19 protein-coding genes are annotated in these 22,757 nt (G+C 72.9%); 9 read left to right on the top strand and 10 right to left on the bottom strand.

The features are described from left to right. Positions 1–8: 8 nt before the first annotated feature. From IE255_RS18615 to IE255_RS18605, 3 genes are read left to right on the top strand one after another with little or no spacing between them, the layout of a single operon-like run. On the top strand, positions 9–1,043 hold the full coding sequence (locus IE255_RS18615; protein WP_190051439.1) for a carbohydrate ABC transporter permease: 1,035 nt from the start codon (positions 9–11) through the stop codon (positions 1,041–1,043). Then, positions 1,040–1,873 (top strand): carbohydrate ABC transporter permease, encoded by an 834-nt coding sequence (locus IE255_RS18610; protein WP_190051438.1) that lies wholly within the window; start codon positions 1,040–1,042, stop codon positions 1,871–1,873. Before IE255_RS18615 ends, IE255_RS18610 begins: the two co-directional genes overlap by 4 nt. Positions 1,874–1,904: 31 nt before the next feature. Then, complete coding sequence (locus IE255_RS18605) at positions 1,905–3,569, top strand: glycoside hydrolase family 13 protein (RefSeq protein ID WP_190051437.1); 1,665 nt, start codon at positions 1,905–1,907, stop codon at positions 3,567–3,569. Here the strand turns inward: IE255_RS18605 and IE255_RS18600 are convergent. Further along, the gene (locus tag IE255_RS18600) at positions 3,566–4,555 is read right to left on the bottom strand and encodes an Lrp/AsnC family transcriptional regulator (RefSeq protein ID WP_190051436.1); all 990 of its coding nucleotides are present in this window, start codon (positions 4,553–4,555) and stop codon (positions 3,566–3,568) included. The two genes, IE255_RS18605 and IE255_RS18600, sit on opposite strands and share 4 nt — an antisense overlap. Before the next feature lie 274 nt (positions 4,556–4,829). On the opposite strand from IE255_RS18600, the gene IE255_RS18595 reads away from it, so the two are divergent. Both IE255_RS18595 and IE255_RS18590 read left to right on the top strand, forming a co-directional pair. Next, the gene (locus IE255_RS18595) at positions 4,830–5,717 is read left to right on the top strand and encodes a helix-turn-helix domain-containing protein (RefSeq protein ID WP_190051435.1); all 888 of its coding nucleotides are present in this window, start codon (positions 4,830–4,832) and stop codon (positions 5,715–5,717) included. A gap of 63 nt (positions 5,718–5,780) precedes the next feature. Continuing rightward, positions 5,781–6,236: a VOC family protein gene (locus IE255_RS18590; RefSeq protein ID WP_190051434.1), complete on the top strand. Its 456-nt coding sequence runs from the start codon at positions 5,781–5,783 to the stop codon at positions 6,234–6,236. A gap of 43 nt (positions 6,237–6,279) precedes the next feature. Here IE255_RS18590 and IE255_RS18585 read toward each other — a convergent pair whose 3' ends face one another. From IE255_RS18585 to IE255_RS18575, 3 genes are all read right to left on the bottom strand, one after another. Then, positions 6,280–6,660, bottom strand: coding sequence for a hypothetical protein (locus IE255_RS18585; RefSeq protein ID WP_190051433.1), 381 nt, complete (start codon positions 6,658–6,660; stop codon positions 6,280–6,282). Further along, complete coding sequence (locus IE255_RS18580; protein WP_190051432.1) at positions 6,591–8,009, bottom strand: phosphotransferase; 1,419 nt, start codon at positions 8,007–8,009, stop codon at positions 6,591–6,593. Before IE255_RS18580 ends, IE255_RS18585 begins: the two co-directional genes overlap by 70 nt. A gap of 69 nt (positions 8,010–8,078) precedes the next feature. Further along, positions 8,079–9,608 carry an MFS transporter gene (locus IE255_RS18575; RefSeq protein WP_190051431.1) on the bottom strand — a complete coding sequence of 510 codons (1,530 nt, stop codon included), beginning with the start codon at positions 9,606–9,608 and terminating at the stop codon, positions 8,079–8,081. 298 nt (positions 9,609–9,906) lie between these two features. Here IE255_RS18575 and IE255_RS18570 point away from each other — a divergent pair, with 298 nt between their 5' ends. Both IE255_RS18570 and pntB read left to right on the top strand, forming a co-directional pair. After that, complete coding sequence (locus IE255_RS18570) at positions 9,907–11,463, top strand: Re/Si-specific NAD(P)(+) transhydrogenase subunit alpha (RefSeq protein WP_190051430.1); 1,557 nt, start codon at positions 9,907–9,909, stop codon at positions 11,461–11,463. A 6-nt stretch (positions 11,464–11,469) separates the two neighbouring features. Beyond that, the gene (gene pntB, locus IE255_RS18565) at positions 11,470–12,903 is read left to right on the top strand and encodes a Re/Si-specific NAD(P)(+) transhydrogenase subunit beta (RefSeq protein ID WP_190051429.1); all 1,434 of its coding nucleotides are present in this window, start codon (positions 11,470–11,472) and stop codon (positions 12,901–12,903) included. Between the two features lie 294 nt (positions 12,904–13,197). Here the strand turns inward: pntB and IE255_RS18560 are convergent, their stop codons facing one another. The 5 genes from IE255_RS18560 to IE255_RS18540 all read right to left on the bottom strand — a co-directional run bounded on the left by IE255_RS18560 (position 13,198) and on the right by IE255_RS18540 (position 18,873). Further along, positions 13,198–15,210 carry an FtsX-like permease family protein gene (locus IE255_RS18560; protein WP_190051428.1) on the bottom strand — a complete coding sequence of 671 codons (2,013 nt, stop codon included), beginning with the start codon at positions 15,208–15,210 and terminating at the stop codon, positions 13,198–13,200. Between the two features lie 20 nt (positions 15,211–15,230). After that, a complete protein-coding gene (locus IE255_RS18555; protein ID WP_190051427.1) occupies positions 15,231–15,914 on the bottom strand; it encodes an ABC transporter ATP-binding protein in 684 nt (227 codons plus the stop codon). Between the two features lie 25 nt (positions 15,915–15,939). Beyond that, entirely contained in the window at positions 15,940–16,365 is a 426-nt protein-coding gene (locus IE255_RS18550) for a DUF4333 domain-containing protein (protein ID WP_229906471.1), read from the bottom strand. Positions 16,366–16,596: 231 nt separating this feature from the next. Further along, a complete protein-coding gene (locus tag IE255_RS18545; RefSeq protein WP_190051426.1) occupies positions 16,597–17,979 on the bottom strand; it encodes an MFS transporter in 1,383 nt (460 codons plus the stop codon). A gap of 192 nt (positions 17,980–18,171) precedes the next feature. Continuing rightward, positions 18,172–18,873: a GntR family transcriptional regulator gene (locus tag IE255_RS18540; protein WP_190051425.1), complete on the bottom strand. Its 702-nt coding sequence runs from the start codon at positions 18,871–18,873 to the stop codon at positions 18,172–18,174. 121 nt (positions 18,874–18,994) lie between these two features. On the opposite strand from IE255_RS18540, the gene IE255_RS18535 reads away from it, so the two are divergent. Together IE255_RS18535 and IE255_RS18530 are read left to right on the top strand one after the other, a co-directional pair. Further along, positions 18,995–19,915 carry an ornithine cyclodeaminase family protein gene (locus tag IE255_RS18535; RefSeq protein ID WP_190051424.1) on the top strand — a complete coding sequence of 307 codons (921 nt, stop codon included), beginning with the start codon at positions 18,995–18,997 and terminating at the stop codon, positions 19,913–19,915. Between the two features lie 13 nt (positions 19,916–19,928). Continuing rightward, positions 19,929–21,191 carry an NAD(P)/FAD-dependent oxidoreductase gene (locus IE255_RS18530; protein WP_190051423.1) on the top strand — a complete coding sequence of 421 codons (1,263 nt, stop codon included), beginning with the start codon at positions 19,929–19,931 and terminating at the stop codon, positions 21,189–21,191. Between the two features lie 80 nt (positions 21,192–21,271). Here IE255_RS18530 and argG read toward each other — a convergent pair whose 3' ends face one another. After that, positions 21,272–22,726, bottom strand: coding sequence for an argininosuccinate synthase (gene argG / locus IE255_RS18525; RefSeq protein WP_190051422.1), 1,455 nt, complete (start codon positions 22,724–22,726; stop codon positions 21,272–21,274). Positions 22,727–22,757 lie beyond the last annotated feature (31 nt).

Raw genomic sequence — 22,757 nt, 5'->3', positions numbered from 1 at the left:
TGCGGATCATGGCCGACACCACGATCCCGCTCGACACCACCGCGGCCGTGCCCGGGACGGCGGCCACCCGCCGCCCCGGGCGGCCCACGGCCACGCGGCGCCCGCGCTCCCGCGCCACCGCCGGCTCCGGCCGGCTGGCCGCACTGCTGGTCTCCCCGACCCTGCTCGTGCTGACCATCGTCGTCATCTACCCCACACTCATGGCGCTCGACGAGTCCCTCTACGGGACCAGGGGACTGGACCCCAAAACCGGATTCATCAGCAACACCGAGCCGTTCGTCGGCCTGAAGAACTACACCGACATCTTCACCCAGGCCGGCGACCGCTTCTGGAACGCCTTCTGGAACACCACGTTCTTCACCGTCGTCACGGTGTCGCTGGAGACCGTGATCGGCGTGGCCATGGCCCTCATCATGCACAAGGCGTTCCGCGGCCGCGGCCTGGTGCGGGCCAGCATCCTCGTGCCCTGGGCGATCCCCACCGCCATCTCCGGACTGCTCTGGAAGTGGATCTTCAACGCCGACGGCATCGCCAACGTCCTCCTCGGCCACCAGGTCCTGTGGACCGCCGACGGCTTCTCCGCCAAGGTCGCGGTCGTCATCGCCGACGTGTGGAAGACCGCCCCCTTCATCGGACTGCTCGTCCTGGCCGGCCTCCAGGTCGTCCCGAAGGAGGTCTACGAGGCGGCCCGGCTCGACGGGGCGAGCGCCCTCCAGCAGTTCTGGCGCATCACGCTGCCGCTGGTGAAGCCCGCGCTGCTGGTGGCGGTGCTGTTCCGCTGCCTGGACGCGCTGCGGATGTTCGACCTGCCCTACATCCTCATCGGCGCGCAGAAGGGCTCCGTGGAGACCCTGTCGATGCTCGCCCAGAACGAGGCGTCCAACGTCCGCTTCGGACCGGCCTCCGCCTACGCGGTCCTGCTCTTCCTCTACGTCTTCCTCATCGCGCTCGCCTTCGTCCGGCTGCTCGGCGCCGACCTCATCGGAGAAGTGGGCGGCGCGAGAAAGAGCAGGCCGCGCAAGGCACGGGAGGTGACGGCATGATCCTCACGGCCAAGTGGCGGCAGTGGCTGCCGTATCTGGGCATCGCCGCGGTGGTGGCCTACTGCCTGGCCCCGTTCTACTGGATGCTGGTCTCCAGCCTCCGCAGCACCAGCGACATCTTCAGCACCTCGCTGCTGCCCTCCCCGCTGTCCTTCGAGAACTACCGGTCCGTCTTCAGCCCGGCCCAGGGCTTCACCAGGGCGCTGCTCAACAGCCTGATCGTCGCGGGCGTCACGACCGCGCTGTCCCTGCTGCTGGCGACCTTCACCGCGTACGCGATGGCCCGGCTGGAGTTCCGTTTCAAGCGGCTGATCCTCACACTGATCATCGCCACGTCGATGTTCCCGGTGGTGTCGATCGTCGTGCCGCTGCTGAAGCTGTTCACCGACATCGGCTGGATCAACACCTACCAGTCCATGATCGTGCCCAGCATGTCCTTCACCCTGCCGCTGGCGGTGTGGAACCTGACCACGTTCTTCCGGCAGATGCCGGACGAGCTGGAGCACGCCGCGATGGTCGACGGCTGCACACGCGGCCAGGCCTTCCGCAAGGTGATCGTGCCGCTCGCCGCGCCGGGCATCTTCACCACCGCGATCATCACGTTCATCGCCGCCTGGAACGAGTTCCTCATCGCCCTGTCGATGACCAACAAGCCCGGCATGCAGACCGCGACGGTCGCCATCTCCAAGTTCTCCGGCGCCACCACCTACCAGACGCCGTTCGGCAGCCAGATGGCCGCGGGCGTCGTCGTGACCATTCCGCTGGTGGTCATGGTGCTGCTCTTCCAGCGCCGGATCGTCGCCGGGCTCACCGCCGGCGCGGCCAAGTAGCCACCGCCCCCGTCCTCTTGTGAGGAGTGACATGCCCCGTCCCGCACCCTGGTGGCGCAGTGCCGTCATCTACCAGGTCTACATCCGCAGCTTCGCCGACGGCAGCGGCGACGGCGTCGGCGACATCGCCGGCCTCCGCGCCCGCCTGCCCTATCTGAAGTCGCTGGGCGTGGACGCCGTCTGGATCAACCCCTGGTACAAGTCGCCCATGGCCGACCACGGCTACGACGTCGCCGACTACCGCGCCATCGACCCGCTGTTCGGCACCCTGGCCGACGCCGAGCAACTCATCGAGGAAGCGCACGCGCACGGGATCCGCGTCATCCCCGACATCGTGCCCAACCACACCTCCGACCAGCACGCCTGGTTCCGGGCGGCGCTGGCCGCCGGCCCCGGCAGCCCGGAACGCGAACGCTACGTCTTCCGCCCCGGCCGCGGCCCCGACGGGGCCCAGCCGCCGAACGACTGGGTCTCCTGCTTCGGCGGCCCGGCCTGGACCCGGCTGCCCGACGGCGACTGGTACCTGCACCTCTTCGCACCCCAGCAGCCCGACCTCAACTGGCAGCACCCCGAGGTACGGGCCGAGTTCGAGTCCATCCTGCGGTTCTGGTTCAGCCGCGGCGTCGACGGCTTCCGCATCGACGTCGCCCACGGCCTGGTCAAGCACCCCGAGCTGCCCGATCTCCCGCCCCGCGCGGAACCGGCCGTGGTGGGACCGCTCACCCGCCGGGACGAGGTCCGGCGGCACCTCGACCATCCGCACTGGGACCGGGACGAGGTGCACGAGATCTACCGCGCCTGGCGCAAGGTCGCCGACGAGTTCCCCGGCGACCGCTCCTTCGTCGCCGAGGCCTGGGCGGACACCCCGGAACGCCTCGCCGCCTACGTCCGCCGGGACGGCCTGCACACCGCCTTCAACTTCGACTTCCTGATGTGCGGCTGGGACGCCAAGGACCTGCGCGCCGTCATCGACGACTCCCTCGCCATGCTCGGCGCGGTGGGCGCACCGGCCACCTGGGTCCTCTCCAACCACGACGTGATGCGCCACCCCAGCCGCTACGGCCGCAGCGCCGCGCGGAGCTGGCTCGCCAACGCGCGGTACGAACCCGAAGGCCCCCTCGACCTCGAACTCGGCACTCGGCGCGCCCGCGCCGCCGCCCTGCTGATGCTCGCCCTGCCCGGCGGCGCCTACGTCTACCAGGGCGAGGAACTCGGCCTGCCCGAGGTCGAGGACCTGCCCGAGTCGGCCCTCCAGGACCCGATATGGGAGCGCTCCGGCCACACCGACCGGGGCCGCGACGGCTGCCGCGTCCCGATCCCCTGGTCCGGCCAGGCACCCCCGTACGGCTTCGGCCCCGCCGGCGCCACCCCCTGGCTTCCCCAGCCGGCCGACTGGGCGCCGCTGAGCGTCGAGGCCCAGACCGGCGACCCGGCCTCCATGCTGGAGCTGTACCGCACGGCCCTGCGCATCCGCCGCGACCACGCCGCCCTCGGCGACGGCACCATGACCTGGCGGGACGCCCCGGAGGGGGTCCTGTCCTTCAGCCGCGACCCGGGGTTCCTCTGCGTGGTCAACCTTTCGGCCGAGCCGTACGCACTGCCCGGCCACTCCGCGCTCCTCCTCTCCAGCGGCCCCCTGGCGGACGGCGTGCTGGGCCCGGACCAGGCGGTGTGGCTGGCGGTGGGCGAACACTAGGAGGAGCCGGTGCGCCTGGGTTCGTAGGAGAGCTGCTTGATGCGGCGCAGCGTCAGGACGGTCTCGACGGACTGGACGCCTTCCAGGGCGCCGATCTTCTCGCTCAGGTACGTGTACAGGTCCCCGGCGCCGCGGTGCAGGCTCGCGGCGAAGATGTTGGCCCGGCCGGTGACGGCCGCGGCGAAGGGGACCTGGGGGTGCTCCGCGAGGACGCGGCCGACGGAGGCGAGGGAGGCCGGGGCCACCGTCAGCCACAGGATGGACTCCACCTCGTGGCCGAGCGAACTCGCGTCGTGCTGGATGTCGAAGTAGAGGACGCCGGTGGACCGCAGCCGTTCCAGGCGCCGCTTGACCATGGACTCCGTCTGGCCCGTGGCCGCCTGGAGTTCGGTGAGCGTGGCGCGGCCGTCGTGCCGCAGGACGTCGATCAGCGACTCGTCGTCCGCGTCCAGGGCGACCGGGCCGGCGGGCGTCGCGACGGGCGGGGGACGCAGCGCCGCCTCCTCGTCGGGGGAGAGGGCGTCGGCCTTGTTGAGCCAGCCGAGCGCGCCGCCGTAGAAGGGGTGCAGGACGCAGTGGGCGCTGACCGACGTGACGCGCGGGGTGCGCTGGAGCCGGTCGAGGAGGAGTTCGTCGCGGGCCTCCCGGCTGCGCGGCTTCATCATGCACATCACCTCGGTGCCGCCGGAGTTCAGGCTGACGTACGAGGTGTCCCGGCGCCGGGCGAGCGCGCCCGCCAGCTGCTCGGCCGCGTCCGGGGTGCAGCGCAGCCGGACGATCCAGCTGCTGCGGCCGAGGCGGTTCTCGTCGGTCACGCCGAGCACCTTCAGCCGGGCGCGGCTGCGCAGCCGCCGGTACCGCCGGGCGACGGTCTGGTCGGAGACCCCGAGCACCTGCGCGATCCGGCTGAACGGCGCCCGCCCGTCCAGCTGGAGCGCCTGCAGCAGCTTCAGGTCCAGCGGATCGAGGGCGGCGCCCGGCTCCATCGCTGCCTCCTCGGTTCGTGAGCGTGCGCGACTGCTAGGGCCTGTCGTTTGGATCACGCCGCAGACGCGGGGTCTGGCACGCGCATCTGCCGCGTTGTCGTCGGTTGCCGACGCTCCGCGTCGACGCCCTCCTCCGCCTTGCAGCTGCACGCACCAGACCCCGCTCACCGGCACTGAATAGCACCGTCACTTCCCTGCGACCTGATCCAAACGACAGGCCCTAGGAGACCACGACGCCGGGTGCCGTGTCGTAGCCCGGCCGTAGGCTGGACGCATGGCACGCACGGGCGGTCCCGCGACCAGCGGTCCGGCGGCACCGTCGAGCGCTCTCGCCGGGGAGCGGGCCGTCGCGCTCACGGTCCGGCCGTCGGCGCCCGCGCTCCTGCCGCTGATCGGGGCGCTGGGCTATGCGGCGGGGCGGTTCGGGCACTCCGCCGAGCTGGCCCTGCCGACGGGCGGGGCGCAGCTGCTGGTGAACCTGGACGGGGACGCGCTGTCCTCGTCGCCGCTGCGGGGCGCGGAGCGGCGCACCCGGGGAGCGGCCGTCCAGGGGCCGTACAGCGAGCCCGCCGTGATCGACCCGGCGCAGCAGCGCGCCGTCGTGTGGGTGGCCTTCCGCCCGGCGGGCGCGTACCCCTTCCTCACCGCCCCGGTCTCCGAGGTCCGCGACCAGCTGGTGGGGCTCGACGAGCTGTGGGGCACGGACGGCGCGGTGCTGCGCGAGCGGCTGCTGGCGGCCCTGTCCTCCAGCGGCCCCGAGGCCTGCCTGCGAGAAGTGGAGCAGGTCCTGCTGAGGCAGGCGGCACGCCCGCTGGAACCCGACCCGGCGGTCCGCCGCGCGGCGATGCTGCTCGACCGCGGTACGCCCGTGGGCGAGGTCGCCGACCGGCTCGGCTGGACCTCCCGGCGACTGGCCCGCAACTGCGCCGAACAGCTGGGACTCCCGCCCAAACGGTATGCCCGCATCCGGCGCTTCCAGCGGCTGCTCGGGCGCGTGAACGCCGGGCCCGGGGCGCCGGACTGGGCGGTTCTCGCCGCGGACTGCGGCTACCACGACCAGGCACATCTGATCCACGAGTTCCGCGCGCTGGCGGGCATCACCCCGACCGCGTACGCCCCACGCTCGCCGCTCGAACGCAACCACGTGCCGCTCGGCGGATGACGGACCTGCCCGTCCGACCGTTTTCTACAATCCCCGGCCCGCGGGACGCGCGATCGTGAGGGCATGACCAATCTGAGTGACGAACCAGCCATCACCCGGCTCTACGCCCGGCTCGTGGTCTCGGACGGGCCGCGGGCCATCGAGTTCTACCGGGCCGCGCTCGGTGCCGAGGAGATCGAGCGGTACACCGACCCCGGGGGGAGGATCGTGCACGCCATGCTGCGTCTCGGCGACGCCGTGATCGCGGTCAAGGACGCCGACGACGCCGACCCCGCGCCGCCCTCCCTCGGCGGCAGCCCCGTGATCATGGCCCTGGACGTGTCCGACGCCGACGCCGTGGCCGAGGCCATGCTGCGGGGCGGGGCGACGGTGGTGTACCCCGTCGCCGACCAGCACTACGGGCAGCGCGGCGGCCGTCTCGCCGACCCGTTCGGCCATCTCTGGATGATCTCCCAGACGATCGAGGAGCTGACCCCACGGGAGATCCAGGAGCGGACGACCGACTTGTTCACGCGCTGAGGCGGCCCGACGGGCGTGACGCCGGACCGCCGGTGGGGGCTGGTCAGTCGTCGGAGTCGTCGGTGTCGTCGGAGTCCTCGGAGTCGTCGGAGTCGGCTGGGCTGTCGTGGGAGTCGTCGGTGTCGTCGGCATCTGCCGGGCTGTCGTCGGAGTCGTCGGCCGAGTCGTCGGCGGGGGAGGAGTCGGAGTCCGGGCTGTCGAGCCCGGAGTCGTCGTCCGTGTCGGGGCGGGAGTCGTCGTCCCCGCCCGGTCCGGAGTCGTCGTCCCTGTCGTCGTCGAGCGGGGCGACGACCTGGACGGGTTCGGTCCTGTCGCGCAGGTCGATGCCGTTCCCGGCGGCCACCGCCACGCCGCTCAGTCCGGCGAGGACGGCGGTCGCGCCCGCACCGGCGACGACGACGCGCCACGGTCTGGTGTTACGCATGAGCTGTTCTCCTTCACTTCCGGTCCGGCTTCCACTGACAACGGTCCGCCGCCGCCATGAAGCGGCCATGTGCCGAGGGTGAGAGGGCCTTCATGGGCCCGGCGGCCCCGGCGGCCTCTGTTGCCCCTGCGGGCCCCGTGCAGCCAGTCGCCCGCCAGGTCCAGGCGGGCGCGGGTGGCGGCGGGCCAGCCGGCCTCCTGCACCCGGTGCGGCCCTGTGGCGAGGGACAGCACCACGGCAGCCGCCCGGCGCCGCAGCTCGGCAGGGTCGACCTCCTCCTCGAACACGGCCAGGCAGTCGGCGCCCAGCCGGCCGACGACCGCGGCGCGCGCCCGGTCGACCAGGGCGAGGACGGACAGATGGCCCAGCAGGCAGGCCAGGTCGTCGACGCGTTCACCGGGCCCGGCCGTGTCCACGTCGAGCAGCCCGGTGATGCGCCCGCCGGCCACCAGCAACTGGCTCTCGTACAGGTCGCCGTGGACGGCGGTGCGGGGCCCGGGGACGGTGCCCGTGGCGATCTCCTCGGCCAACTCGGCGGCCTGCGCGGCGCGTTCGGGCAGGGCGGCGGCGAGCACGGCGGCGTAGTGCGCAGCCCTGGCGCACCAGGACGGCCGCGGCGGGCCCTGGGCGAGTTCCGGCGGGAGCCGGTCGAGCAGAGCCAGGACCGCCCGCGCGGACGGTACCGGCCCGCTGCCGTCGCGCAGTGCCTGCCGCAGGGTCCGGCCGGGCAGCGCCTCCAGGGCGACCAGCCCGTCCGGTGTGTAGCCGAGGCTGGGCGGGGCCGGGACGCCGGCCTCCGTGAGCAGCCGGTGACGGCGGTGCAGCTCCTCGACGCGTCCCGGCCGGACCACCTTGAGGAACAGCCGCCCCCGGGCGCCGACGGCCTCGATGACGGCGCGGCGGCCGGGCCGGTAGGCGCGCACCCGGTACCGGGCGGGGCCGGAGCCGTGGCCCGAGTCCCGCAGCAGCCGGGCGAGCGCGGCCCGGTCGCAGGCCGAGGGCAGGGCGGGCAGCCACGGGTCGTACGGGAAGCGCCAGAGCGCCACCCGGGTGGTGCCGTTCTCCACCACCGTGGTGCCCTGGGGTAGCCGGCCGGTCCGGGCTCCGATCCGCTCCTGGTGGATCCGCCCGTCGGGTCCGCGGACCTGGACCCGGTAGGCGGCGGTGCAGCCGCGGCCGGGCCGGTGGTCGACCTGGTCGACGGCCCAGGACAGCACCCGGCCGCCGTACGGCTCCAGGGCGGCGGCGAGCAGAGCGCCGCAGTCCGGGTTTGTCAGCAGCCGCAGCTCGGCGGCGGCTTCGGGTACGGGCGCGGGCGGGAGAGGTCGAACGGACTGCTCGGGGCTCATGTGCCCCGACGATGCGGGGCGTTGATGAACCGGTGCTGTGCCCCGGATGAGGGAGCTTTCATCCGGCGGTCAGTGTGCCCGCACGGCCGGTTCCTCCACCGGCGAGGCCGTGTCCGCCCTGCCGCCCGGGTGGCGCAGGGCGCACAGGAACCCGAGGCCCAGGGCGACGGCCATGCCGTAGAACACCCACTGGTTGGCCTCGGCGAAGTCCATGCGGATCGCGGCCATCGCGTCCCGCGTCGCGTCGGCGGCGGGGCCGGTGCCGGTGGGCGGCCGGGAGTCGCCGTTGCCCGTGACGGACTCGGTGACGTCGCGGGCCACGGTGTCCGCGTCGCCTGCGGGCACGCCCCGGGACTCCAGGGTGTGCACCACGTTGCGGGTCGTGACATGCGTGAGGATCGTGCCGTAGACGGCCAGGCCCACGCTGGCCGCGTAGTTGCGCACGGTCTGGGTGATGCCGGTGACCTCGCCGTAGGACGCCCCGATGGCCCGGTTGACGGCGTCCGTCGAGGCGGGCGCGAGGATGAAGCCGATGCCGGCCCCGGCCAGCGCCGCGTACGGCCACTGGTCGTGCATGGACAGGTGGGTGAGCTCGCCCGCCCACAGCGCGAACCCGACGGCGCCCACGGCCGTGCCGAGCTTCAGGGCCGGGCGCGCGCCCTGCTTGTCGAGGATCCGGCCGCCCCACTGCGAGGCGATCGCGAAGCCCGCGAAGAAGTACAGCAGGAACAGCGCCGCCTGGTTGGGCGAGGCGCTCAGGGACACCTGCGCGTACACGGAGGCGAAGAAGAACAGCGGGACGAAGGCGAGCATCGCGAAGAACAGCACCGCCGCGTCCATGGTGAACGCCCGGTCCCGGAAGACCCGCAGGTCGATCAGCGGATGCGGTTGCCGCCACTCGTAGCGGACGAACACGCAGAGCACCGCGAGGCCGCCCGCGACGCACACCCAGGTCGCCCAGCTGTCCCAGCCCCAGGACCAGGCCTGCTGGAAGCCGAGGACGCTCAGGGCCATCCCGGCCGCGACGAGGGCGGCGCCACGGACGTCCAGGGTGCCGGACCGCCGCCGGTCGGAGAGGTGCGCCAGGGCGGTCAGGACCAGCGCCACGATCGCCACGGGCACGTTGACCCAGAAGACGGCGCGCCAGGTCCAGTTGGTCAGCCAGCCGCCCAGGAGCGGGCCCAGGGCGGTCAGGGCGCCGGTGACCCCGAAGAACAGGGCGAGGGCGCGGCCGCGTCGCTCGACCGGGAAGACCGCCACCACCACGGCCAGGGCGGCGGGGAAGAGCAGGGCCGCCCCGAGTCCCTGGGTGGCGCGGAACACGATCAGCCAGGTCTGCGCGGCGCCGCCCTCGGGGACGCAGCCGCACAGCACCGACGAGACGACGAACACCAGCGTGCCGATGACGACGACCCGGCGCGGCCCGTAGAGGTCCGCGAGGCGCCCGCCGAGGGCGAAGAACGCCGCGAGGGCCAGCAGGTAGGCGTTGACCACCCACTGCATCCCGGATGAGGACAGGCCCAGTTCGCGGACGATGTCCGGAGCCGCGATGGACACGATGGTCTGGTCGATGAAGGTCATGGCGACGGCGAACATCATCGCCGCCAGCGCCACAGTCTGCTGAGGCGCGGATCGGGAAGGGGACGCGGTCCCGCGCCCCGGGCGCGTGTGGCTCACAGTGTCAGTCTGCGCCTGCCCCGGCACGGTCGCATCAGGAGACGACTTCCGTCCCTGGGCGCACACCGGATACCGCCGAACGCGTTGCAGGGCAACCCCTCGGCGGTGTGAGGACGACCTCTTCGGCCATGTGACCACGGCCCGCCACGGACTCGGCGTCGAGCGTGCAGGATGCGGGCACCAAGGAGTGCAGGCACTCGAACGACGGGAGAGGCAGACGATGGTCCCAGCGGAACCGGAACCCCAGAGGATCGGCATACCGGCCGAGTCCACTGCGGGCGAGACCAGGGTGGCGGCCACACCGGCCACCGTGGGGAGACTTGCCGCACTCGGGTACGACGTGGTGGTCGAACCGGGAGCGGGGGCCTCGTCCCGCTTCTCCGACGCGGCCTACGAGGAGGCGGGAGCCCGGCTCGGCGACCCGTGGCAGGCGGAGATCGTGCTCAAGGTCAACGGGCCCTCCGGCGAGGAGATCGGCCGGCTGCGCGACGGGGCGACGCTGATCGCGCTGATCAGCCCCGCGCTCGACCCGGAACTGGTCGACGAGCTGGCCCGGCGGCCGATCACCGTGCTCGCCATGGACGCCGTGCCCCGCATCTCGCGCGCCCAGTCCCTGGACGTCCTCAGCTCGATGGCGAACATCGCCGGATACCGGGCCGTCGTCGAGGCCGCGCACGCCTTCGGCCGCTTCTTCACCGGCCAGGTGACCGCCGCCGGCAAGGTGCCGCCCGCCAAGGTGCTGGTCGCCGGGGCCGGCGTGGCCGGGCTCGCGGCGATCGGCGCGGCCCGCAGCCTCGGCGCCGTCGTCCGGGCCACCGACCCCCGGCCCGAGGTCGCCGAGCAGGTCCGCTCGCTGGGCGGGGAGTTCCTGACGGTCTCCGCCGAGCAGGAGGTGAGCACCGACGGCTACGCCAAGGCCACGTCGGAGGACTACGACCGGCTCGCCGCGCAGCTCTACGCCGAGCAGGCCGCCGACGTCGACATCGTCATCACCACCGCGCTCATCCCGGGCCGCCCCGCGCCGCGGCTGCTCACCGCCGAGCACGTGGCGCGCATGAAGCCCGGCAGCGTCATCGTCGACATGGCCGCCGCCCAGGGCGGCAACGTCGAGGGCACGGTCGCCGGGAAGGCCGTCGTCACCGACAACGACGTGACGATCATCGGCTACACCGACCTGCCCGGCCGGCTCCCCGCCCAGGCCTCGCAGCTGTACGGCACCAACGTCGTCAACCTGATGAAGCTGCTCACGCCCGGCAAGGACGGCCGGCTCGTCCTCGACTTCGACGACGTGGTGCAGCGCTCGATGACCGTGGTCCGCGACGGCGAGAAGACCTGGCCGCCGCCCCCGGTCCAGGTGTCCGCCGCGCCCGCCGCCACCGGTGCGAAGGACCCCGCGCCGACCTCCTCCGAGGCACCGGCGAGGCCCGCACGCCCCGCCTGGTCCTCGTACGCCCTCGTCGCCGCCGGAGCGCTCGCGCTGTTCCTCGTGACGGCCTTCTCCCCGGGTGAACTCCTCGGCCACTTCACGGTGTTCGTCCTGGCGATCGTCATCGGCTTCTACGTCATCGGCAATGTGCACCACGCCCTGCACACCCCGCTGATGTCGGTCACCAACGCCATCTCCGGGATCGTCGTGGTCGGCGCGCTGCTCCAGATCGGGCACGGGAACACCGCCGTCACCGTGCTGTCGTTCGCCGCGATCCTGCTGGCGAGCATCAACATCTTCGGCGGATTCGCCGTCACCCGCCGCATGCTCGGCATGTTCTCGAAGGGCTGATCACGGATGACCACAGACACGGCCGCCCAGGCCGCCTACGTCGTCGCGGCGCTGCTGTTCATCCTCAGCCTCGCCGGCCTCTCCCAGCACCGGACCTCCCGCTCGGGCGTCGTCTGGGGCATCGCGGGCATGGTCGTCGCCCTGGCCGCCACGGTCGGTCTCGCCTCCCGCAGCATCACCGCCACCGGGCTCGTGCTGATCGCCGTAGCCACGGCCGTCGGCGCGGGCATCGGCCTGTGGCGGGCCCGGGTCGTCGAGATGACCGGCATGCCGGAGCTGATCGCCATCATGCACAGCCTGGTCGGCCTCGCCGCCGCGTTCGTCGGCTGGAACGGCTACCTCGACGTCGACGCCGAACTCTCCGGTTCCCTGCTGGGCATCCATCACGCCGAGGTGTTCATCGGGGTGTTCATCGGCGCCGTCACCTTCACGGGCTCCGTCGTCGCCTACCTGAAGCTCTCGGCGCGCATCGACTCCCGCCCGCTGACGCTGCCCGGCAAGCACGTCCTGAACATCGGCGCCCTGGTCGCCTTCGTCGGGCTGACCATCGCGTTCGTCGCCCGCCCCAACATGGGCCTGCTCATCGCGGTCACGGTGATCGCCCTCGCCCTCGGCGCGCACCTGGTCGCCTCCATCGGCGGCGGTGACATGCCGGTGGTCGTCTCCATGCTCAACAGCTACTCCGGCTGGGCCGCCGCGGCCTCGGGCTTCCTGCTCGCCAACAACCTGCTCATCGTCACCGGCGCGCTGGTCGGCTCCTCCGGTGCCTACCTGTCGTACATCATGTGCAAGGCGATGAACCGCTCCTTCATCTCGGTCATCGCGGGCGGCTTCGGCACCCCGGCGGCCGCGGCCGACGACGGCGAGCACGGCGAACACCGGGAGATCAGCGCCGAGGAGACCGCGGAACTCCTGCGCGACGCCACCTCGGTGATCATCACCCCGGGCTACGGCATGGCCGTCGCCCAGGCCCAGTACCCGGTCGCGGAGTTGGCGCGCAAGCTGCGCGAGCGGGGCGTCGAGGTGCGGTTCGGCATCCACCCCGTGGCCGGCCGGCTGCCCGGGCACATGAACGTGCTGCTCGCCGAGGCGAACGTGCCGTACGACATCGTCCTGGAGATGGACGAGATCAACGACGACTTCGCCGCCACCTCGGTCGTCCTGGTCATCGGCGCCAACGACACCGTCAACCCGGCCGCCACCGACAACCCGGCCAGCCCCATCGCCGGAATGCCGGTGCTGCACGTGTGGGAGGCGGCGAACGTGGTCGTCTTCAAGCGGTCCATGGCCGCCGGGTACGCGGGCGTGCAGAACCCGCTGTTCTTCCGGGAGAACACCCAGATGCTCTTCGGCGACGCCAAGCAGCGGGTGGAGGACATCCTGCGCCGCCTCGACGCCCTCGACGCGCCGGTCCCGGAGATGGCCGGCACATCCCGCTGAAGCGTGCACGGCCGCCGGGGACACCGTTGCCGCCGAGGGCGGGCACGGGGTCCCCGGCGGGGCCGGGGGCACGGGCGACGAGCCCCAACCGCGCGAGCTTGTCGACGACGGCCCGCTTCTCCGCCCGGCACGGTGACGGCCACGGTGACCCCGCGCGAGCGGGCCCCGCCGCCACGGCGGCCGAAGTGCGGCGGCGGGTCGGCTGCTTCGCGGTGCCCTGCCGCGTGCGCACGCGGCAGCCGGTAGGCGGCTGACAGGCCGGTCCTGTCCGGCCGCGGAGCAGTCCCCGGTCCCTCAGTCCGCCGTCTGCGCCGGGTTCGTCGTCACCCTGCGCAGGAGCGGCCTGCTGGCCCCGATCGCCGCGAGCATCGCCAGCGCGCCGGCGGTGACGCAGACGGCGAGCTGGAGCGCGCCGGAGCTGTCGACGGTGGCGCCGGCCGCCTTGTTGAGCTGGTACGCGCCGAAGACGCCCATCGCGGTGGTGCCGCCGGCCAGGACGACCAGGGGGAGGACCGTCTCGCGGACCCGGGCGCGGTCCAGCACCTTCAACGGGGTGCCGGCCAGCCGCAGCAGGCCGTAGACGCGCCGCCGGTCGAGGACGTTCGCGGCGGCGGTCAGCCCGGCGGAGGCGGTCGCGACCAGGAAGCTCAGGATCAGCGTCGCGGCGCTGACCGTGGCGATGCGGTCGGTGACGGTGGCGTCGGGGGCGGACACATAGTCCTGCGAGACCGGCAACCGGCCGTTCGCGGCGGGCGTGAGGGCGGTGATCGCGGTGTCGATCTGCGCGGGTCCGCCGGAGACCCGGGCGACCACGCCGGCGTTGCCGAGCAGCACGCTGCCGGAGAAGTCGTCGTCGTCCACGGTGCCGACACGCGCCTCGACGCCCGCCCGGTCCAGCAGCGTACGGGCCTCGGCCGCCGTGTGCCGGGCGTCGGCCGCGTCCTGGCTCACCACCGCGACCTGGTCGGGGTGTTCGGGGAAGCCGATGTCCAGTTGGGTCACGGAGAAGAACCCGGCGACGAAGCCCGCGAGGACCAGGCCGCTGACGGTGCGCCAGGCGGCGCGCGGGTCGTCGCTGAGCCTGCGGGCGGCCAGCAGGGTGGCCGGGCGGCGGGCGAAACGGCCCGCGACCCGCCCCAGCCGGTCCACGACCCACGGGCCGAACAGCCAGAACACCCCGTAGAACAGGGCCAGCAGCACGATCAGCCGGCGGTTGGACAGCTGGCCCTCGGTGTTCTGGAGGATGTAGACGAGGGCGGCGGCGAACAGCACGAGCCGGATCACGCGGGTGCGGCGCGGGTCGGCCTGCTGGGCCACGCCGAGGGGCGAGGCCGCGACCCGGCGCAGCATCGTCACCGCGCTGACGGTGAGCAGGACGGTGACCCCGAGCACCACCGCCGCGAGCCACGGCAGCCCGACCCACAGCTCGCCGGTGTACCAGCTGCCGACGCCGTACGGGATCTCGGCCAGGACGGGCAGCAGCGCCCCATAGGCGAGGGCACCCGCCAGGGCACCGGCGGCGCCCACGGCCGCCGCCTCGGCGGCGGTCATCGCGAGGATCTGGCGCGGGGTGGCCCCGGCCAGCCGCAGCGCGGCGAGCCGCTGCTCGCGCCGGGCCGCCCCGAGCCGTCCGGCCGCGGCGGCCAGCACGACGACGGGCACCACCAGCAGCACCGCGCCGAGCAGCGCCGTCTGCTGGTCGGCGCCGGTGAACAGGCTCGGCTTGTCACCGGCGAAGCCGGTGATCCCGGCGCGTGCCGTCTGCCCCTCGTCGTACCAGCCGAGGCTCCCGGCCGACGCGGAGACCGCGGGGTCGCCGGGTGCGCGCCCGATGACGGCGACCAGTTCGTCGGGGGAGGCGAGACCGGCGGCGCCGACCGTGCCGTAGGACGCGGGCCGGGGGAAGCGGTCGGCGAGCTGCCGCGCGGGCAGTTCACGGACCAGCTCGGCCAGGGCGGGGGAGAGGTACACCTCGCCCCTCCTGGGGAACGCGCTCAGGCCCGGCGGTGCCGGGGTGGGCCCGCGGTCCGGGAGCTGGGCGAGGCTGACGACGGTCACGGGCTTGTGGCGCACATACGTCGTGGTCGTGGCCTGGACGGCGGTCGCCGCCCGGGCGGGGGCCGCGTCGGGGACGCGCCAGGCGGTGCGGTCGGCGCGGGCGCCGGAGCCGAGGCAGGCGGCGACCATCACCAGCAGCACGAAGGCGCCGACGGCGGCGGCCCCGGCGGCGAGCAGCCGGCTCTGCAGGCCGCGGCGGCCGGCGGACCGGGCGAGGTGCCAGGTCAGGGGGAGGACAGGGGAACGCATGTCGGGACTCCGGGCTCTGGTCAGGCGACCGTGTACTGGCTGTGGGAGCTGATCCGGCCGTCGCGGACCTGGAGGATCCGGCCGCAGTGCGCGGCGACGTCGGCGTCGTGGGTGACCATGACCAGGGCGGCGCCCTGCTCGCGGGTGACGGAGGTGAGGAGCCGTACGACCTCCTCGCTGGTGTGCTGGTCCAGGGCGCCGGTGGGTTCGTCGGCGAAGACCACGTCCGGCTCGATCACCAGGGCGCGGGCGATGGCGACCCGCTGGGCCTGTCCGCCGGAGAGCTGGCCGGGGCGGCGCTTCTCCAGGCCGTCCAGGCCGAGCGGCGCGAACCAGCGGCGGGCGCGGGCGACGGCCTGCCCGCGGGGGACGCCCTCCAGCATCAACGGCAGGGCGACGTTCTCCTCGGCGGGCAGCTCCGGCAGCAGCTGGCCGAACTGGAAGACGAACCCGAAGCGCTTGCGGCGCAGCGCGCTCAGCTTGTTCTCGCCGAGCCGGTCTATGCGCTCGCCGCGCAGCAGGACCTGCCCGTCGTCGGGCCGGATGATCCCGGCCAGGGTGTGCAGCAGGGTGGACTTGCCGGAGCCGGACGGGCCCATGATGGCCAGCGAGTCGCGCGCGGCGACCTCGACGTCCACGCCGGCCAGTGCGGTGGTGGAGCCGTACTTCTTGATGAGGCCGTGGCCGGCCAGGACGATGCTCATGACGCGGTGTGCTCCCGGGTGGGTGTCAGCGCTCGAACTTCCAGGTGACCCGCGGGGTCGCGGGGTCTCCCTCGACCTTGATCACGCGGACGGGGATCGAGATCCGGTCGCCGTCGGCCCGGGCCGTGCACGTCCCGGTCGCACCGGCCACCGCCTTCAGAGGGGCCGGGCACGACACGTCGCCGATGTCCCGTCCGAGCCAGGGCAGCGGGTGGTACCAGCCCTCGATACGGGCCTGGAGGATGGTCTTCGCGATCGCCGGCCGGCCGTCCACCTTCACGTAGAGGGCGCGCGGCATGGTGTCGATCGTGGTGTGCTGCACATCCTTGGCGGCCGCGAGCCAGGTGACGAGACCGCCGACGGCGGCCATGGCGGCCACGCCGCCGACGGCACCGACGAGGAAACCGCGCTGCATCTCGTACTCCTGGGTCGGGATCGGGATCGTGGTCATGTCGATGATCGAGCAGAGGAAGTGGCTCCACTCTCGCCCGCGGGCACGGCCACGCGCCTCGGCCATTCGGCCAGACCCCCGGGCCCGCGCCGCACCGGCCCTCGGCCGTTCGGCCGACCATCCCACCGCCCGCCCGGTCGCGGACACGGCCGTGGGCCGCGCCCGGTTTCCGGACGCGGCCCACGGCGGCGGCTTCGGCATCGTCGGCCGGAAGGAGCCGGCCGAGTCCCTTCAGCGGGTGGTGACACGGGCGGGCCGGTCGGCCGGCGCCGGGCCGGGCGTGCCGGCACTGCTCGCCTCCGCCAGCCGGCGGCCCCGGGTCTCGGGGGCCATGGTGAGGCAGACCGCGAAGCCCAGCAGCGTGATCACCGCCATGATCAGCATGGTGGGGCCGACCCCGATGCGGTCAAGACCGACGGGCAGGAGGTAGGTGCCGATGGCGGCGCCGATGCGGCTGACGGCCGTGCCGACCCCGACCGCCGTGGCCCGTACCTCCGTCGGGAACAGCTCGGTGGGGTAGATGAACTCGAGGATGCTCGGGCCGCCGGAGAACAGCGCGTAGGCGCAGAAGCAGGCGAGGACGACGGCGGCGGGCGCGGCCGGCATCAGGCCCAGCACGGCGAGCGGGATGACCATCAGGGCGAAGGACCAGACGATCAGCGGCCGCCGCCCCCAGGTGTCGATGAGGCGCAGCGCGGGGACGCAGCCGATCAGGAACAGCACGCTGATCAGCGCGGAGCCGATGATCGAGTCGCCACCGCCGGACATGCCGAACGCGCTCAGGATCGTCGGCCCGAAGGTGTAGATCGCGAACAGCGGGACGATCTGGAGCAGCCAGAACAGGCCGACGAAGGCGGTGCGCTTGAGGTACGCGCCGCGGAAGACCTCGGTGAAGCCCAGGCCGTGCCCGCGCTCGTCGGCCACGAGGGACTCGACCGCCTCCGTGGTGGCGTCCGTGCCGTAGACGCGGGTCAGTACGGCCCGGGCCTCCTCCACGCGCCCCCGGCTGAGGAGCCAGCGGGGCGACTCCGGTGTGCCGATGCGGGCGATGATGAACACGACGGCGGGCACGGCCGCGCTGCCCAGGGCCCAGCGCCAGGCCCCGGAGTCCACGGTGCTGATGAGGGTGTAGCCGACCAGGTACGCGGCGGTGGCGCCCACGAACCACGCCATGATGAGCATGCCCATGACCCGGCCCCGCTGCGCGGTGGGCAGCCACTCGGACAGCAGGGCGCTGCCGATGGCGTAGTCGGCGCCGAGCGCGATGCCGATGACGAACCGCAGGACGACCATCAGCGTCGGATCGCTCACGAACATCGAGGCGACCGACGCCGCGGCGATCACCACGAAGTGCAGGGTGAACAGCAGCTGGCGGCCGATCCGGTCCGTCACCCGCCCGAAGACCAGACCGCCGACGAACAGGCCGACCAGGGCCGAGGCGCCGATGAGGCCCTCCTGGCTCGCGGACATGCCGAGGTCCTGGCTCATGCCCAGGACGACCACGCCCACGATGCTGAGCAGGTATCCGTCGAGGAACTGCCCCCCGGCGGTGAGGGCGAACATCTTGCGGTGGAACGGCCGGAAGCGGGCGTCGTCGATGAGGGAACTGCTCACAGGTCCTCCCTAGATCTGAGGTGTAATACCTCACTGGGGGCGTGGAGAGGGTATGAAGGGGGCGGGCAGGGATGTCCGCGGAACTCGTCTGCGGTGTGATGTGTAATGCCTTACTGGTGTGCGAAGAGGATTGGCCGATCCCCTCCCCCTGTCAAGGCCCCGGGTGGAGGCTTTGCCTCCGGATCCCCCGGCTCAGGAGTCCGCGGAGCCGCCCTCGGCCCGGCCGGCCCAGATGCCGCGGCTGTGGGCGAGATGCTTGCGCATCAGCTCGGCGGCCAGCTCGCCGTCCCCCGACTCGATGGCGTCCACGATGGCGATGTGCTCCTCGCCGGACTGGGTCAGCTCGCCCTGGTCCGCCAGCTTCTGGAGGCCCTGCATCCGGGCCTGGTCGCGCAGCTGCCCGACCATGGTCACGAGCCGGAGGTTGCCCAGCAGTTCGAGCAGTCCGAGGTGGAACTGCCGGTCCAGGTCGAGGAAGGAGGCGAGGTCTCCCTCGCGGGCGGCGGCCGTGATCTCCTCGGCGAGCTGCCGGAATCGCGGGACCGGTGCCCCGTCCAGGGTCTGGACGACGTCGGCCATGGCCGGTGCTTCCAGCATCGTGCGGATCCGGAAGATCTCGTCCAGGTCGTGGTCGGTGAGCACCGGCACCCGGAAGCCCCGGTTGCGGATGATCTCGACCAGGCCGAGGTTGGCGAGGTCCATGATCGCTTCCCGGACCGGGGTGACCGAGACGCCGAGCGCCGCCGCCACGTTGATGACGCTCTCCACCCGCCCCGGCTCGATCTGACCCAGCACGATCTGGGTCCGCACCGCCTCCCGGGCCTGCTCCCGGAGGCTGACGGACTTGAGCTGAGGGCCGCGGGCGGGGCCGGCCGAGGGGCGCGATGTGGTCACGCCTTATGCATAACACGGGACACCGCACCGTAGCCTTGCCGAGGCTCGTAAGGTGTAATACCTTACTCGGGCTTCCTTCCTGGGAGGCCGTGGAGAAGGTCCTGTGACGAAGCGGAGTGCCATGAAGACCATCACCCTCGGTGAGCGCGAGATCCGCGAGGCCGTCACGATGAGCGAGGCCATCGACGCCGTACGACGCGGCTTCGCCGACCTCGCGGGCGGGGCGTTCGAGATGCCCACCCGCACCGCGCTCCGGGACGGGCAGTTCCTCGTGATGGCCGCTCATCACCGGCCGACCGCGTCCGCCATGATCAAGACGCTGAGCGTGAACTTCGCACGCAGGCCGGCCATCGCGGGCACGGTGACCTGGACCGAGACCGGCCGCCCGGACCACCTGGTCGCCGACGCCGCACCGGTGACGGCGCTGCGCACCGGCGCCGCGGTCGGTGTCGCGACCGACCTCCTGGCCGCACCGGAGGCCGGCCGCCTGACCCTGATCGGCGCCGGCGCGCAGGCCCCCGACCAGGTCCGCGCCGTCCACACGGTCCGGCCGCTGAGCCGGCTGACCGTCGTCGACGCCGACCCCCGGCGCGCCCGGGACCTCGTCGAGACGCTCGCACCCGAGCTGGCGGAGGTGGAGCTGTGCACGGCGGACGACCCGGAGTCCGCCGTCCGGGACGCCGAGATCGTCTGTTGCGCGACCAATGCCACCAGCCCGCTCTTCCCGGAGTCGGCGCTGCCCGCCCAGGTGCACGTCAACGCCATCGGCGCCTACCGCCCCACCATGCGCGAGCTGCCCGACGAACTGCTCGCCGGCAGCACGGTCGTCGTCGACGAACTCGACGCCGTCCTGGAGGAGTCCGGCGAGATCATCCACGCACTGGAGAGCGGCGCCCTCACGCGGGAGGCCCTCACGGAGCTCGGCACCGCGCTGACCGCCGCCTCCCCGGAGTACGGCAAGCGGACCGTGTTCAAGACCGTCGGCGTCGCCGTGCAGGACTGGGCCCTCGCCCGGCTGCTGGCCGAGAAGTTCCTGCACTGAGGGAGGGGCGACGATGGCACACAGCGCAGTGATCGTCGGCGCGGGCGTGATCGGTCTCGCCACCGCCCACCGGCTCGCCGAGGACGGCCTGGCCGTCACGGTCGTGGACGCGGCACCCGCCAGTACGGGAGCCTCCGTCCACAACGCCGGCTGGATCGTGCCGATCATGTCGGCGCCCGTCCCCGCACCCGGAATGCTCGGGCAGGCACTGCGGTGGATGACCCGCAAGGACAGCCCGCTGTACGTCCGGCCGACGCCACGCCCCGAGCACGTCCGCTTCATGCTGCGCATGCTGCGCCACTGCAACCCGCGCGACTTCCACCACGGCCTGGAAGCCCTCGTCACCCTCAACGAGCGGACCGTCCACCTCTTCGACGCCTACGAGAAGGAGGGCGTGCGGTTCGAGTACCACCGCACCGGCCAGCTCATGGCCTTCCGTACCCACGAGGCGATGCGGCGCTACCAGGCGGAAGCGGCGCACCTGGAGCGGATCGGCCACACCGCGATCCCCCTCTCCGGTGACGAGCTCAGGGACCTGGAACCGGCCCTCGGCCCGCAGGTGCGGACGGGCCTGCGCTGCCCGCAGGAACGGCACGTCGACCCCGCGAGCCTGGTCAGGGGCCTGGCGGACCGCTGCCGGGACCTCGGCGTCCGGTTCCTGTACGACCACCCGGTCACCGGCATCGACTCCCGGGGCGCCACGGTGACGTCGGTGCTCGCCGGGGGCGAGAGGCTCACCGGCGACGTGTTCGTCCTCGCGGCGGGCGTGCACACCGGCCCCCTGGCGCGGCTCGCCGGCTTCCCGCTGCCCGTCCAGCCCGGCAAGGGATACGGGTTCGACGACACCAGCGGCTCCGTGACCCTGCGGCACTCGGTGTACCTGGGCGAGGCGAAGGTGGCCGTCACACCGCTGTCGGACCGGCTGCGGTTCGCCGGGACGATGGAGTTCGGCAGCTTCGACTCGGCCGTCGACCGGCACCGGCTGCGCGGTATCGCCCGCTCGGCCCACGCGTTCCTGCCGGACTTCCCTCCGGCTCTCCAGCCGCGCGGCTGGACGGGACTGCGCCCGATGACCCCGGACGGCCTGCCGGTCATCGGCCCGCTCCCGGGCCGGGAGAACCTGCTCGTCGCGAGCGGGCACTGCATGCTCGGGGTGACCCTGGCGCCGATGACGGCGGAACTGATCGCAGGGCACGTCGCGGGCGCTCCGGAGGCGTCCGCACTCGCCGGTCCTTTCGCCCCCGGACGCTTCGCCTCCCGCCGGCGGAGGCCATGACGGGCCCGTAGCGCACAGCGACACGGCAGGGGCCGGCTCGACACTGTCGAGCCGGCCCCTGCCGGTGGTACCAGGACGGGTCAGTCGGTGCCCGACTCCATCGCGGCGCGGTCCAGCCAGGCGTCCTGCTCGGAGACCTCGCCGCGGGAGGCGATGGCCTCGGCGCCGCCCTGCGGCAGCTCCGGCATGGTGCCGATCAGCCCGGTCGCGGCGGCCTGGGAGGCGCCGATGGTGGGGCTGCCGGTGCCGATCAGGCCGATGCCCGCGTACTGCTCCAGCTTGGCGCGCGAGTCGGCGATGTCCAGGTTGCGCATGGTGAGCTGGCCGATCCGGTCCACCGGGCCGAACGCGGAGTCCTCGGTGCGCTCCATGGACAGCTTGTCCGGGTGGTAGCTGAACGCCGGGCCGGTGGTGTCGAGGATCGAGTAGTCCTCGCCGCGCCGCAGCCGCAGCGTCACCTCGCCGGTGACGGCCGCGCCGACCCAGCGCTGGAGCGACTCGCGGATCATCAGCGCCTGCGGGTCCAGCCAGCGGCCCTCGTACATCAGCCGCCCGAGCCGCCGCCCCTCGGTGTGGTACTGGGCGAGGGTGTCCTCGTTGTGGATCGCGTTGACCAGCCGCTCGTAGGCGGCGTGCAGCAGGGCCATGCCCGGGGCCTCGTAGATGCCGCGGCTCTTGGCCTCGATGATCCGGTTCTCGATCTGGTCGGACATGCCGAGGCCGTGCCGGCCGCCGATGGCGTTGGCCTCCATCACCAGGTCGACGGCGGTGGCGAACTCCTTGCCGTTGATCGTCACCGGGCGGCCCTGGTCGAAGCCGATCGTCACGTCCTCGGTGGCGATCTCGACCTCGGGGTCCCAGAACCGCACGCCCATGATCGGCTCGACCGTCTCGACGCCGGTGTCCAGGTGCTCCAGGGTCTTGGCCTCGTGCGTGGCGCCCCAGATGTTGGCGTCCGTGGAGTACGCCTTCTCCGTGCTGTCGCGGTAGGGCAGCCCGTGGGCGAGCAGCCACTCCGACATCTCCTTGCGGCCGCCCAGCTCGGTCACGAACGCCGCGTCCAGCCAGGGCTTGTAGATCCTGAGGTGCGGGTTGGCGAGCAGGCCGTAGCGGTAGAACCGCTCGATGTCGTTGCCCTTGAACGTCGAGCCGTCGCCCCAGATCTGGACGTCGTCCTCCAGCATCGCCCGCACCAGCAGCGTGCCGGTGACGGCGCGGCCGAGCGGTGTGGTGTTGAAGTACGCCCGCCCGCCCGAGCGGATGTGGAACGCGCCGCAGGTCAGCGCGGCCAGGCCCTCCTCGACCAGCGCCGCCCGGCAGTCGACCAGGCGCGCGATCTCGGCGCCGTAGGTCTTGGCACGGCCGGGCACCGAGGCGATGTCGGGCTCGTCGTACTGGCCGATGTCGGCGGTGTAGGTGCACGGGACGGCGCCCTTGTCGCGCATCCACGCGACCGCGACGGACGTGTCGAGACCGCCCGAGAAGGCGATGCCGACGCGCTCGCCGGCGGGCAGGGAGGTGAGGACCTTGGACATAGAAAGAGTATGTATCACTTTGCATAGTCAT

The sequence above is a fragment of the Streptomyces lomondensis genome (genome assembly GCF_014651035.1).
Lineage (GTDB): Bacteria > Actinomycetota > Actinomycetes > Streptomycetales > Streptomycetaceae > Streptomyces > Streptomyces lomondensis.
The sequence above is the reverse complement of the archived record's forward strand: the minus strand, read 5'-3'. Positions and strand labels throughout refer to the sequence as shown.

Coding starts and splice junctions, on each gene's coding strand:
- IE255_RS18615 (WP_190051439.1), top strand. CDS start 9: ATGGCCGACACCACGATCCCGCTCGACACCACCGCGGCCGTGCCCGGG.
- IE255_RS18610 (WP_190051438.1), top strand. CDS start 1,040: ATGATCCTCACGGCCAAGTGGCGGCAGTGGCTGCCGTATCTGGGCATC.
- IE255_RS18605 (WP_190051437.1), top strand. CDS start 1,905: ATGCCCCGTCCCGCACCCTGGTGGCGCAGTGCCGTCATCTACCAGGTC.
- IE255_RS18600 (WP_190051436.1), bottom strand. CDS start 4,555: ATGGAGCCGGGCGCCGCCCTCGATCCGCTGGACCTGAAGCTGCTGCAG.
- IE255_RS18595 (WP_190051435.1), top strand. CDS start 4,830: ATGGCACGCACGGGCGGTCCCGCGACCAGCGGTCCGGCGGCACCGTCG.
- IE255_RS18590 (WP_190051434.1), top strand. CDS start 5,781: ATGACCAATCTGAGTGACGAACCAGCCATCACCCGGCTCTACGCCCGG.
- IE255_RS18585 (WP_190051433.1), bottom strand. CDS start 6,660: ATGCGTAACACCAGACCGTGGCGCGTCGTCGTCGCCGGTGCGGGCGCG.
- IE255_RS18580 (WP_190051432.1), bottom strand. CDS start 8,009: ATGAGCCCCGAGCAGTCCGTTCGACCTCTCCCGCCCGCGCCCGTACCC.
- IE255_RS18575 (WP_190051431.1), bottom strand. CDS start 9,608: ATGATGTTCGCCGTCGCCATGACCTTCATCGACCAGACCATCGTGTCC.
- IE255_RS18570 (WP_190051430.1), top strand. CDS start 9,907: ATGGTCCCAGCGGAACCGGAACCCCAGAGGATCGGCATACCGGCCGAG.
- pntB (WP_190051429.1), top strand. CDS start 11,470: ATGACCACAGACACGGCCGCCCAGGCCGCCTACGTCGTCGCGGCGCTG.
- IE255_RS18560 (WP_190051428.1), bottom strand. CDS start 15,210: ATGCGTTCCCCTGTCCTCCCCCTGACCTGGCACCTCGCCCGGTCCGCC.
- IE255_RS18555 (WP_190051427.1), bottom strand. CDS start 15,914: ATGAGCATCGTCCTGGCCGGCCACGGCCTCATCAAGAAGTACGGCTCC.
- IE255_RS18550 (WP_229906471.1), bottom strand. CDS start 16,365: ATGACCACGATCCCGATCCCGACCCAGGAGTACGAGATGCAGCGCGGT.
- IE255_RS18535 (WP_190051424.1), top strand. CDS start 18,995: ATGAAGACCATCACCCTCGGTGAGCGCGAGATCCGCGAGGCCGTCACG.
- IE255_RS18530 (WP_190051423.1), top strand. CDS start 19,929: ATGGCACACAGCGCAGTGATCGTCGGCGCGGGCGTGATCGGTCTCGCC.
- argG (WP_190051422.1), bottom strand. CDS start 22,726: ATGTCCAAGGTCCTCACCTCCCTGCCCGCCGGCGAGCGCGTCGGCATC.